Genomic DNA, 13,022 nt, shown 5'->3' with positions numbered 1-13,022 from the left:
CGGAAATTTCTATTCTTCTTTAAAATTAATCATCACTTTTACATGTTCAAACAACTCCGGGAATTCTTTTTTAAAGGTTTCCGGAGTTTCAAAAAAGTGTTCCAAAAGAACAGCCAGAAATTCGAATTTATTGGTATAGGCATATTCTCTAAAATACTGCTTTTGTTTTAATTGGTTCCTTAAATTTTCCTCATCAAAATATTTCTCAATTTCACTGAATTCATCAAAGAAAATAATTGCATTTGGATCTCTGCTTTTTCTTGAATTATAATGCAGAACATGTGCAAATTCATGTAATCCGAGGTTTATGTTGTCTTTTGTCTGATGTCCGCTTAAAAAATCTTCCCAGGAAAAAACCACTGTTTTAGCCCTTGGATTGTATTCTCCTTTATGGTATTCGTCGTTAATAATCGAATAATAAACGGACGGATATACAATGATGCTTTCAAATAATTCAATAAGATACTTTCTCATTCCAAAAGTGAGCATCACATAAGTTCCGGCAATAATCAATTTCATTTCCTGAGTAACTTCAACGTCTTTTCCGTCAAAATTATAATGATTCAGGAAACAATAAATTCGATGTTCAAAATAACTCTTTCTTTTATCTGAAAGCTGGGTATAAAAAGGGAATTCTTTACTTAAAAAGATTTTGTCTTTAAGCACCATTTTCTTCAAAATAGGATTCCAAAATAAGAATAATGGTTTATTGAACATCAACATATAAGCTGGTTCAATGACTCTAAAAACAATAATTACCAGAAATATAAAACCAAATAAAACAGCAAGAAATAATAATGCAAACATAAAACAAGATAGGATTTGGGATGAAACATGCATTATAAGCACCTAAATATGCTGTCTCTATTTCGCTAAAATAACAAATTAAAAGACTAAAAACTAAATTCTTAAATCCTTACCTAAAGCGATATTATTCCTTTTATTATTTATTAGTTGCTGCTTAAAGCCAAGCCTTAACTGATATCTTACCTAAGTAGAATTTAATTCCCGTCAAAAAACAGAGAGCTTTATTAGTAACTCCCTTAATTGGAATTAAATATTTCTTTATATTAGCCTCTAAACAACCAATCAAAACATAAAAAACTATGAAAAAAAACAACTTATTAGTATTTACCTTTAGCATAATTGCTATCATTTTAGGCGTAACATTGTTTAAACAATTTGACTTTAAAAATCTAACATTTGAGAAACCAGCGCTTGCAGTTGTTTATATAATTGTTTTTGTTTTTTCAGTTTTTGCTATAATTAAAAACTCTAAGAAACAATCTTAAAATAAAAAAAGACCTATTTCAAAACGAAATAAGTCTTTATAGTGACCGCGGAGGGGTTCGAACCCCCAACCCTCAGAGCCGAAATCTGATATTCTATCCAGTTGAACTACGCGGTCAAAAATATTAAATTTTCAATTTTTTATCCCGAAGTTTCGGGACCAAATTCCAATTTAGCTTTGGAATTTGGAATTTTATATTGGATTTTTTTACGAAAGTAACTTCTTAACAATTGTAGAGATTGTTTTTCCTTCAGCAGTTCCGCCTAATTGAGCAGAAGCTAATCCCATAACTTTACCCATTGAAGCAATTCCTGAAGCTCCTGTTTCTGCAATAATTTTTGCAATTACTGCTTCTACTTCTTCTTCGCTTAACTGAGCTGGTAAAAACTTCTCGATTACAGCAACCTGAGCTAATTCTGGTTCAGCTAAATCAGCGCGGTTTTGCTCTGTAAAAATTCTTGCGCTTTCTTTACGGGTTTTAACTAATCTTTGAAGCAATTTAATTTCTTCATCTTCTGACAAATCTTCTTTAGATCCCGAAGAAGTTGAAGCTAATAACAATTCAGATTTAATTGCTCTTAAAGCCTCTAACGCTACTGTATCTTTTGCTTTCATGGCCGTTTTGATCTCGTCCATGATCTTTGCTTGTAAACTCATCTTTTTATTTTTTATTTATATAAGCCAACTGCTTATAAATTGATATTGCATTGAAAGTATTCTCGCCTCGGCTCGAACTGACAACAGAATTAACTTTAAAAGTTAAGTAAAGAAGTCAAATTTCTAAATTCTGTGCGAAGATAAAAAAAATAACCCGAAAATTAAATCCAATTTTCGGGCTATCCTAATATTATGATTGTAAATTTAATCTACGTTGTCGTGCAAAAATGAATTGTTTGAACGCAATTGCAAATCGTTGTTACTATCTGTTCCAACCGAAATTCTTGAATTTGTATTGTTTGACTGAGAATTCGACAAATCGATTCCTAATCTTTTATAAGCCGGTTCTTTTTCCAACTCATCAATTCTTGAAACATTATTGTGGAATTTATAATTAAATTCTTTTAGTTTCTTTCTTCTTTCTTCTGCTCTTAAGCGTAAAGTCTCTTCAATTGTTAATTCAAGTGGAGAAACTTCAGAAGTTGTAGAAAAATCAGGCTGGCTTGCAAAATCAACTCTTGGTTTTAAAGTAATGTTCAATTCCTCAGGAACAACATCTTCAACTACTTTTTCAACTGGTTTAGAAGCCATTAAATCATTTTCAACTTCCATATATTCTTCCAACGAATACTTGATGATTCCGTTATCAGAAAGTTCCGTTACCGGTACAAATGAAACTGGATCGTTTACTTTAATATTACGAGTTTCGTTTGAAAGTTCAAAAACAATTTTATTATCTTGTTCTGCAACCGGCTCTCTTTTAACTTCAGGCTCAGATCTGAAAAGCGGTAAATCAAATGAAAAAGTAGTTTGTTCTTCTCTCTCAAAAGTTCTCTGCTGTACAGGTTTTACTTCCTGAATAGTTTCTGCTGCCGGTGCCGGAGTAGAAATTTTAAAATCAATATCAGTAATTGGCGAAACAATTTCAAAAGTTACATCCAGGTTTTTAATAAACTCAGACATTACTACCAATTCTTCCTGATTGATTGTTGGTGTTTTTACTGGCGCAGCTGGAGTTTGTACTACGGGAGCAACCGTATCTTCCATTAAATCAAAAACAATTTTCTCTTCTGATTTTGCAGTAGGTGTTTCAGCATTTAAATCAAAAGAAGTCAATGTTCTATTGGTTAGATTATGAACACTTCTCTGCTCATCTTCTAACGTATGAATGATTTTTTTAGGCTCAGTATTAACGATTTCGTTTTGCTGTTCAACATCAAAACCGGTAGCAATAATAGTTACTGCAATAGCCTCACCAAGAGTTTCGTCTTCACCAACTCCCATGATAATATTGGCATTATAACCTGCTTCTGCCTGAATGTGATCGTTGATTTCTCCAATCTCATCAAGCGTTATTTCGTTAGATCCAGAAACGATAAGCAACAATACGTTTTTGGCTCCTGTAATTTTATTGTCATTTAATAACGGAGAATCTAATGCTGATACAATAGCATCTTTTGCTCTGTTTTCACCTTCTGATACTGCAGATCCCATGATCGCTGTTCCGCTGTTTGCCAAAACAGTTTTAGCGTCACGTAAATCGATATTTTGAGTATAGTGGTGCGTAATTACTTCGGCAATACCTCTTGAGGCTGTTGCCAAAACTTCGTCTGCTTTAGAGAATCCTGCTTTAAAACCAAGATTTCCATAAACCTCTCTTAATTTGTTATTATTAATTACAATTAAAGAGTCAACTTGTTTACGTAATTTTTCGATTCCTAATAAAGCTTGTTCCTGACGCACTTTCCCTTCAAACTGAAAAGGAATTGTCACGATACCAACTGTAAGAATTTCTCTTTCTTTTGCTAATTGTGCGATTACCGGAGCAGCACCTGTACCGGTTCCACCACCCATACCGGCTGTAATAAATACCATCTTGGTACCACGATCTAACATTTTCTCAATGTCAGCGATACTCTCAATAGCAGACTGCTGTCCAACATCAGGATTTGCTCCTGCTCCCAGACCTTCTGTTAAATTCATCCCTAACTGAATTTTGTTAGGCACCGAACTGTTCTGCAGTGCTTGTGAATCGGTATTACAAACTATAAAATCAACACCTTTAATACCTTGTTTAAACATGTGGTTAATAGCGTTACTACCACCTCCACCTACACCTATTACTTTGATTACATTTGATTGGTTTTTTGGTAAATCAAATGAAATACTTCCAAATTCTGAGTTGCTCATCATCTTTTTGGTTTTTGAAATTCTTATTTAGTACATTTTTTACTTCTTGACTTGGGGCAAAAAGTAATCCTTTTCTCTTTTTATTCTTGTTATTCTGCGTTGTCTAAAAAATCTTTGATTTTATCGACATATCTATCAAAAAATGATCTTCTAATTTTTGTTTCCGTAGATTCCGCTTCAACCTTTGCTGCTGTTTTAACTTCTCTTGTTTCTTCAAAGGTTTCTACTTGTTCAACGTAGTTTTCTTCAACTTCGTATCGCTGCACCGGCGGAGGAACATTTCTGTAAACTACTTTTGGCTGCTCATTAACGATTTCCATTCTAACGGCGCTTTGCGTGCTGTTTTCGATACTGTTCATTACCAAACCTACAGCTGTTGCAAATAATGGACTTGAGATTTCTTCGCTTGAGTTTCCGGCTAAATGCTCGTTTGGATATCCAATTCTGGTATCCATACCAGTAATATATTCTACTAATTGTTTAATATGTTTTAGCTGTGCACCGCCGCCCGTAAGAACAATTCCTGCAATTAATTTTTTGCGGGGATCTTCGTGTCCGTAAGCTTTAATTTCTGCAAAAACCTGTTCTACAATTTCCACCACACGGGCGTGAATAATTTTAGAAAGATTTTTTAATGAAATTTCTTTTGGTTCTCTGCCTCTTAAACCTGGAATAGAAACAATTTCATTGTCTTTATTTTCTCCCGGCCAAGCCGATCCGAATTTTATTTTTAAAAGTTCAGCTTGCTTTTCGATAATCGAACAGCCTTCTTTAATATCATCTGTAATTACATTTCCTCCAAAAGGAATCACAGCAGTATGACGAATAATTCCGTCTTTAAAAATAGCCAAATCTGTTGTTCCGCCTCCAATATCGATAAGCGCAACACCAGCTTCTTTTTCTTCCTGACTTAAAACTGCATCTGCCGAAGCTAATGGTTCTAATGTTAATCCTGATAATTCGATTCCTGAACTTTGAATACATCTTCCAACATTTCTGATGGATGATGCCTGTCCTACCACTACGTGAAAACTAGATTCTAATCTTCCGCCGTACATTCCGATAGGTTCTTTTATTTCAGACTGCCCGTCAATTTTAAACTCTTGCGGCAAAACGTGAATAATCTCTTCTCCCGGTAACATAGCCAGTTTATTAACCTGATCGATTAAAAGCTGAATGTCTTTTTCTCCAATTACTTCTTCCGGGTTATTTCGGCTTATGTAATCTGTATGCTGAATACTTCTGATGTGCTGTCCGGCGATACCCACAACAACATCTTTTATTTTATAACCTGAATTATTTTCGGCTTCAAGTATTGCTTGCTGAATGGATTGAATAGTTTGCGTAATGTTGTTTACAACACCTCGTGCAACTCCCAGACTTTTGGATTTACCAATACCCAAAATTTCCAACTTTCCATACTCATTTTTCTTGCCGATCATGGCAACTATCTTTGTCGTTCCAATATCTAGACCTACTGCAATGTTATCTTTTTCCATTTTCTATTATTTTGTGCAAACTACTTGTTCCGTAAACCTAAGGTCAATCTTACTGTATTTATATAACGAACTATCTAAAACCGCTTTTTGAAAAAAGGCTTTATAGTTATTAAATTTTTTATCAACATTCATCGTACGACCAAAATCTATGATGTAATCATAGTTTCGGTTAAACATTTTTAGGCTGCCATTCGGCATAATTTGTATCGCAATGATGTTTTTTTTCAAAAACGCATCGTCGTAAATTGTGCGAAATAAAGCAGCTAAATCTTCGTTATTTTTTTCATTTATTGCCCCGGAAATAAGAGGAACTCGCGCCGTAAAATTATCTGACAAGGGCATTTTATTACCCTCATAGTCAATATAAAAAGAGTGATCACCATCATAAACTCTCGCTATTGGTGTCTTCTGTTTTACTACCGCTTTTAGAACACCATCGATACTTACAAAAACATCTGACTTCTCAATCATGTCTTGCGTATCCAGGGTTTTCTCTATCTTATTCAAATCTAGTTCATCTTTTCTAATACTGGAAGCGTCTCTTTTATTTTCTATCAACAATTTATTAACCGTTTCCGGCTTAACGAAAAGCGTATTTTCTCCTACAAAAACAACCATAGATTTTTTCAATTTTCTATCTCCATTTCGATGCTGCGCGAAAGAATATAGAAAAAGAACAAGCCCTAAAATGAGTACTAATCGAATATTTGTCCAATTAAATATTTTCATTTAGCATTTTTTTAATTGACGGTACCATTTCACCAATATCACCAGCCCCTATTGTTACAATTATTGGCGCATCACTGGCTTTGATTTCCGCTAATAAATCTTCTTTTGCAACAATTTTTTTATTCGAATTTGTCATTTTACCTAACAGCCATTGCGATGTAATTCCTTCCATCGGTAATTCGCGTGCCGGATAAATATCCATTAAAAACACTTCATCAAACTGTGATAAACTTGCTGCAAATCCATCAGCAAAATCCCTTGTTCTGCTAAATAAATGCGGCTGAAAAACCGCCAGTACTTTACGCCCCGGATACAATTCCCTAACTGCTTGATGAACAGCGTTTATTTCTGTTGGATGATGTGCATAATCATCTATATAAACTAAATTTTCAGATTTAATCTGATAAGAAAAACGTCTTCTGATGCCGTTAAACGAGGCAATAGCTCTTGCAATGGCCTCGGTCGGGGTGCCATAAGTTTTTGCCATCGCAATAGCCATTAACCCATTCATTAAATTGTGTTTTCCTGGCAGTCCGAAATGCAGGTCTTTTATAATTTCTGAAGGCGTCTGCACATCAAAAACATAACTTCCATCCTCGATTCGAACATTATATGCTTTATAAACAGCATCCTCATTTATAGCACATTGAACACCTTCAAGAGGCAATTCTCTGGTTATAAACAATTTATTTTTATCTTCTACTTTTGATGCAAACTCAACAAACGAAGCCTCAATTGCATCGCTTGTTCCGTAAATATCCAAATGATCTGCGTCCATTGAGGTTATACAGGCAATATTTGGATGCAGGTGCAAAAATGAACGATCAAATTCATCTGCTTCTACAACTGTAACGGTTTTTCCGGTTCCTATTAAATTAGAATTATAATTTTCTACAATACCGCCCACAAATGCCGTAACATCTGCTCCGCTTTCGTATAAAATATGTCCTAAAATACTTGAAGTTGTTGTTTTACCGTGTGTTCCGGCAACTGCAAAACTAAAAGTATCTTTCGTGATAATTCCTAAAACCTCTGCACGCTTTTTAATCTCGTAATTTCTTTCGATAAAATAATTCCATTCTGAATGTGATTTTGGAACAGCAGGCGTAAAAATAACCAGTGTGTTCTCTACAAAATAGTCACTCGGAATCAAATTAATATTATCTTCAAAATGAATATCAATACCACTTTCGATTAATTCGCTTGTAAGCATTGACGGCGTTTTGTCGTAACCCGAAACCTGTTTCCCGATATACTTAAAATAGCGGGCCAGGGCACTCATTCCGATGCCTCCAATACCAATAAAATAAACGTTTTGTATTTGATTTAAATTCATTTTTAATTTTTGCTTTAAGCATTACGCTTTAGGCTTTAAGCCGTAAAACTTTATCCTTTAATTTTATCTTCAAACCTATTTACTGCTTTTCACCTCATAAAAAACTAGTAATTAAGCCGTTGTGTTTTTTCTGTTCTTATTTGACCAAATTGCCTAAAATAACATGCTGCTTTTCTCTAAATGTTTCACAATTTTTAGAAAAAGTTATATTATAACAACTTTTTAATCTCCTCTACAATCACTTTTACTGCATCCGGACGGGCCAGTTTTTTAATATTTGCACTTAATTGTTTTTGTTTTCCGTCATCTTTCAGCAGCGCTTCAAAAACAATGCTAAACTGACTTTCCAACTCAGATTCTTTCAACAAAATTGCACCTTTTGCATCTACAATTGCTTGTGCATTTTTAGTTTGGTGATCCTCAGCAACATTGGGCGAAGGAATAAATATTACTGGTTTACCCACAATACATAATTCTGAAACTGATGATGCTCCTGCTCTCGAAATAATCACATCCGCAGCAGCGTATACAAAATCCATTCTTTCGATGAAATCAACTACTCTAACGTTTTGTTGATTGTGTTTTTTATATTCTTCAAAATATAGTTTTCCGCACTGCCAGATTACCTGAACGTCCTGTGAAAGAAAATTTGGCAATTCTTTTTCGATTAGCTGATTGATTCTTCGTGCACCTAAACTTCCTCCTAAAACCAGTAATGTTTTTTTATTCGGATCTAAACCATAAAAAGCAATTGCTTCATTGCGTTTACTATCAATATCAATTAAATCCTGACGAACCGGATTTCCAGTTAGAACTATTTTCTCTTTTGGAAAAAACCTTTCTAAATTTTCATAAGCCACACAAATTGCATTTGCTTTTTTGCTCAACAATTTATTGGTAATTCCCGGAAAAGAATTCTGTTCCTGAATCACTGTCGGGATTCCCGCCCCGCCTGCCGCCTGCAATAAAGGTCCGCTGGCAAAACCTCCGGTTCCTATTACTACATTTGGCTTAAACTGCCTGATGATTCTTCTTGATTCTAACAAACTTGTTGCTAATTTTAGAGGAAACATCATATTTTGAAGCGTGAGTTTTCTTTGCAAACCTGCAATCCACAACCCTTTTATTTCATAACCAGCCTGAGGCACTTTTTGCATTTCCATTTTGTCCTTGGCTCCAACAAAAAGAAATTCAGCATCAGGAAATTGTAATTTTAATTCATTTGCAATCGCAATTGCAGGATAGATATGCCCTCCTGTACCGCCACCGCTTAATATGAATTTATATTTTGACATCTTTTAAAAAGTTTTAACGCTTTAAAAACTATTGTTTTTATTCTTTTATTTATTTAAAACCGCATTCATTGGGTTTCTTGAATTATCCTCGATAGAATACATGGCTTCGTCTTCGTAAATTTCTTCTCTTTCATCAACTGGCAGATCATCTTCGGCCAATTCTTTATCTATTAAACGTTGAAGCGCTTCTCTTCTTCTTTCTTTTTCTTCCTGTTCTTCGGCGATTTCTTCATCTTTCTTGGTTACGCTAATAATGATCCCAAGAGAAAAACAAGTCATCCAGATAGAACTACCTCCAGAGCTTATCAATGGAAGCGTCTGTCCTGTCACCGGCAGTAATTCGACTGCAACTGCCATATTAATCATCGCCTGAAATATCATGGGGAATCCGAGGCCTACGACGACTAACTTACCAAATAATGTATTGGCTTTGTGCGACGCAATCACAAATCGAAACAGCAGCAACAAATAGAGCACTAATATCGAAACTCCTCCTACTAAACCATATTCTTCTACTACAATGGCATAAATAAAATCCGAAGACGACTGCGGTAAAAAGTTTTTCTGAACACTTTTCCCCGGACCTAATCCGCCCAATCTTCCGGATGCAATAGCAATTTTTGCTTTTTCTATTTGATAATCATCTTCATCCGGCTTATCAGTGGTAAAGTTCATGATACGACTTTCCCAAGTTGATACCCTGCTGAAAAATCTTGACTCCGGAAATGCTTTGGCTACCAAAAGGAAAAAAGCCAGCATGGCAATTCCTGAACCTATAATAAAACCAATATATTTTAATGGATATTTACCGATAAACGTAAGCATCATTACCATAGAAAAAATCAACGCAGTGGTCGAAAAGTTGGCTGGTAATATTAATGCCAAAGTAATAAATACCGGAACCCAAAGCTGAATTAATGAGGTTTGAAACGGTTCATTTTCTTCTTTGGTTTTTGACAAATACCGTGCTACATAAATAAACAATACGCTTGCCGCCAAAGTCGAAGTTTGAAACGTAATTCCGATAAACGGCACCTGAATCCAACGACTTGCATTTGCTCCTGCAATTACAGTTCCCTTTAATAAAGTATACAATAACAAAAGCCAAACTACCGGAAGCGCAATTTTAGAAATCGCTCTAAAATAATGATACGGCACTTTGTGAACCCAGTAAATAATCAAGAAACCAATACAAACATGCGCCAAATGTTTTACCAAATAACCCAATGTATTTCCGGTTCCGTGACCTATATATGCCAGATTACTACTCGCACTAAAAACAGGCATAAACGAAAACAACGCCAATAAAGCCACGAATGACCATATTACCCTATCTCCTTTTAGTTTGTTTACTAATTCCTTCATTGTTTTTAGTTTCAGGTTTCTTTTATTTCAGGTTTCAGGTTCCTCGTAACGTGAAACCTGAAACTTGAAACTTTTATTTTATAAGTTATGAACCGCTTGTTTAAACTGCTTTCCACGATCTTCGTAGTTTTCGAATAAATCGAAACTTGCGCAGGCTGGGGACAATAAAACGGCATCACCTTTTTCTGTTAATCTTTGTGCTGTTTTTACAGCATCATTCATATTATTAACTTCAACCATAATATCAACCACGTCTCCAAAAGCATTAATAATTTTGTGATTATCAACCCCAAGGCATATAATTGCTTTTACTTTTTCACGAACCAATGACATTAATTCATTGTAATCATTTCCTTTATCAACCCCTCCAACAATCCAAACCGTTGGCACGTTCATGCTGTCAAGAGCAAAGAAAGTAGCATTTACATTTGTTGCTTTAGAATCGTTGATGTATTGTACATTTTGGATTTTCAATACTTTCTCTAAACGGTGTTCAACACCTTGAAAATTGGATAAACTTTCGCGTATTGTTGCATTTCTAATTTGCATCAATTTTGCTACAGAGCTTGCTGCCATTGCGTTTTTCATATTATGTTTTCCTTCTAACGCAATGTATTCTGTTTCCATTGTAAACTCTTCTTGGTTGATCTTTATTTCCATTTTGTTGTTATTTATAGAAGCCCCTTCACTGAATGATTTAGTCAATGAAAAAGGAATTAATTTTGCTTTTGTTTTGTTCTCTTTTAACCATTCTGCGCTTGCCTCATCGTCTGCATCATAAATGAGATAATCACTTTCGGTTTGATTCATCGTTATTCGAAACTTTGAATTGATATAATTCTGATATTTATATTCATATCGATCCAGATGATCTGGACTAATATTGGTTATAATAGCAATATCTGGTCTGTAATCTATAATTCCGTCTAACTGAAAACTGCTTAATTCAAGAACGTATGCGTCAAATTTATTTTCGGCTACCTGCCAGGCAAAACTTTTACCTATGTTACCTCCCAAACCTACATTTAATCCCGCTGATTTAAGCAAATGATAGGTTAGCATTGTGGTGGTCGTTTTACCATTACTTCCCGTAATTCCAATTGTCATTGCTTCCGTAAAAGGCTTTGCAAATTCAATTTCCGAAATTACTTTCACCCCCGCCGCAACCAGCTTTTTTACTATGGGGGACTTCTCCGGAATTCCGGGGCTTTTCATCACTACATCAGCATTTAGAATTAAATCTTCTGTGTGCTGTTCTTCCTCCCAGGCAATTTTATTAATGATAAGAACTTCCTTGTAACTCTCTTTTATCTTTCCAAAATCAGATACAAAAACTTCATATCCTTGTTTCTTTCCGAGAATAGCTGTACCTACACCGCTTTCTCCTCCTCCTAACACTACTAGCCTCATCTATCTTAATTTTAAGGTAACAATTGACAATATGGCCAGCATGACAGCAACAATCCAGAAACGAGTCACAATTTTACTTTCATGATATCCTTTTTTCTGATAATGATGATGCAGAGGTGACATCAGAAATATTCTTCGCCCTTCTCCAAAACGTTTTTTAGTATACTTAAAATAACTTACCTGAATAATTACTGAAGCGCTTTCTGCAAGGAAAATACCGCAGAACAACACAATTAATATTTCTTTACGAACTGCAATTGCTAAAACGGCAATAATTCCTCCGATGGTTAAACTTCCTGTATCTCCCATAAAAACAGATGCCGGAAATGAGTTATACCAAAGAAACCCAATTAATGCCCCCACAAAAGCCGATATAAAAACCGTCATTTCTCCGGAATTGGGGATGTACATTATATTTAAATAGTTCGAAAAAATAATATTTCCAGAAACAAACGTAAATATTCCGAGTGCGAGCACTGACACTGCGGAGGTTCCGGCAGCGAGTCCATCAATTCCATCTGTTAAATTAGCTCCGTTTGAAACAGCCGTGATAATAAAAATTACTACTGGTATAAATACTAACCAAGCCCATTTTTCGTATCCATCCCCCATAAACGATAAAACTTCAGCATAATCAAATTCGTTGTTTTTTACGAACGGAATTGTTGTTGCCGTAGATTTTTCTTCTACAGGCGCCGGAAGTACAACTGCTGTATTAGCGACAGTTTTAAAAACATCTGTACGACCTGTATCTGTTCTAACTGTTACAGCAGGGTTAAAATAAAGAACCGCTCCCACAATTATTCCAAGACCCACCTGACCAATTACTTTAAAAATCCCTTTTAAACCTTGTTTATCTTTTTTGAATATTTTGATATAATCATCTACAAAGCCAATAGTTCCCATCCATAACGTCGTTACGATAAGCAATACGATATAAATATTATGCAGTCTTGCGAATAACAAAACCGGAACCAATGTTGCAAAAATAATGATCAAACCACCCATAGTAGGCGTACCTGCTTTTTCATTTTGACCTGCAAGACCAAGCTCACGCACTGTTTCTCCAACTTGCTGACGGCGTAAAAAATTAATAATTCTTTTTCCGTAAATGGTTGACAACAGCAGCGAAAGCATAAATGCTAACGCTGATCTAAATGTGATGTACTGAAAAACTCCTGTTCCAGGCACATCCAGTGTTTTGTCAAAATATTCAAATAAATAGTATAGCATATCTCTTTATTTTAAAT

Annotated in this window: 11 protein-coding genes and 1 tRNA gene; 1 reads left to right on the top strand and 11 read right to left on the bottom strand. The window is 35.0% G+C overall.

Features of this window, described 5'->3' with window-relative positions; genetic code table 11:
- Positions 1-9 precede the first annotated feature (9 nt).
- Positions 10-807: a zinc-dependent peptidase gene (locus BKM63_RS10070; RefSeq protein ID WP_071636479.1), complete on the bottom strand. Its 798-nt coding sequence runs from the start codon at positions 805-807 to the stop codon at positions 10-12.
- A 299-nt stretch (positions 808-1,106) separates the two neighbouring features.
- Here BKM63_RS10070 and BKM63_RS10065 point away from each other — a divergent pair, with 299 nt between their 5' ends.
- Entirely contained in the window at positions 1,107-1,292 is a 186-nt protein-coding gene (locus tag BKM63_RS10065) for a hypothetical protein (RefSeq protein WP_071636478.1), read from the top strand.
- A gap of 42 nt (positions 1,293-1,334) precedes the next feature.
- On the opposite strand, the gene BKM63_RS10060 is transcribed toward BKM63_RS10065, so the two are convergent.
- From BKM63_RS10060 to mraY, 10 genes are all read right to left on the bottom strand, one after another.
- A tRNA-Arg gene (locus BKM63_RS10060) sits at positions 1,335-1,408 on the bottom strand.
- 90 nt (positions 1,409-1,498) lie between these two features.
- Entirely contained in the window at positions 1,499-1,948 is a 450-nt protein-coding gene (locus tag BKM63_RS10055; protein ID WP_071636477.1) for a GatB/YqeY domain-containing protein, read from the bottom strand.
- 204 nt (positions 1,949-2,152) lie between these two features.
- Positions 2,153-4,141, bottom strand: coding sequence for a cell division protein FtsZ (ftsZ, locus tag BKM63_RS10050; RefSeq protein WP_071636476.1), 1,989 nt, complete (start codon positions 4,139-4,141; stop codon positions 2,153-2,155).
- An 86-nt stretch (positions 4,142-4,227) separates the two neighbouring features.
- Positions 4,228-5,637, bottom strand: coding sequence for a cell division protein FtsA (gene ftsA / locus BKM63_RS10045; protein WP_071636475.1), 1,410 nt, complete (start codon positions 5,635-5,637; stop codon positions 4,228-4,230).
- Positions 5,638-5,643: 6 nt separating this feature from the next.
- Positions 5,644-6,366 carry a cell division protein FtsQ/DivIB gene (locus tag BKM63_RS10040; protein ID WP_071636474.1) on the bottom strand — a complete coding sequence of 241 codons (723 nt, stop codon included), beginning with the start codon at positions 6,364-6,366 and terminating at the stop codon, positions 5,644-5,646.
- On the bottom strand, positions 6,353-7,702 hold the full coding sequence (gene murC, locus BKM63_RS10035) for a UDP-N-acetylmuramate--L-alanine ligase (protein ID WP_071636473.1): 1,350 nt from the start codon (positions 7,700-7,702) through the stop codon (positions 6,353-6,355). Before murC ends, BKM63_RS10040 begins: the two co-directional genes overlap by 14 nt.
- Before the next feature lie 209 nt (positions 7,703-7,911).
- Positions 7,912-8,997 carry an undecaprenyldiphospho-muramoylpentapeptide beta-N-acetylglucosaminyltransferase gene (gene murG / locus BKM63_RS10030; RefSeq protein ID WP_071636472.1) on the bottom strand — a complete coding sequence of 362 codons (1,086 nt, stop codon included), beginning with the start codon at positions 8,995-8,997 and terminating at the stop codon, positions 7,912-7,914.
- Between the two features lie 45 nt (positions 8,998-9,042).
- On the bottom strand, positions 9,043-10,362 hold the full coding sequence (locus BKM63_RS10025; RefSeq protein WP_071636471.1) for an FtsW/RodA/SpoVE family cell cycle protein: 1,320 nt from the start codon (positions 10,360-10,362) through the stop codon (positions 9,043-9,045).
- Positions 10,363-10,440: 78 nt separating this feature from the next.
- Positions 10,441-11,772 carry a UDP-N-acetylmuramoyl-L-alanine--D-glutamate ligase gene (gene murD, locus BKM63_RS10020; protein WP_071636470.1) on the bottom strand — a complete coding sequence of 444 codons (1,332 nt, stop codon included), beginning with the start codon at positions 11,770-11,772 and terminating at the stop codon, positions 10,441-10,443.
- The gene (mraY, locus tag BKM63_RS10015) at positions 11,773-13,005 is read right to left on the bottom strand and encodes a phospho-N-acetylmuramoyl-pentapeptide-transferase (protein WP_071636469.1); all 1,233 of its coding nucleotides are present in this window, start codon (positions 13,003-13,005) and stop codon (positions 11,773-11,775) included.
- Positions 13,006-13,022 lie beyond the last annotated feature (17 nt).

This window comes from Flavobacterium johnsoniae (assembly GCF_001879205.1).
GTDB classification, from domain to species: Bacteria; Bacteroidota; Bacteroidia; order Flavobacteriales; family Flavobacteriaceae; genus Flavobacterium; species Flavobacterium johnsoniae_A.
This window is presented reverse-complemented; position numbering and strand designations above follow the sequence as displayed.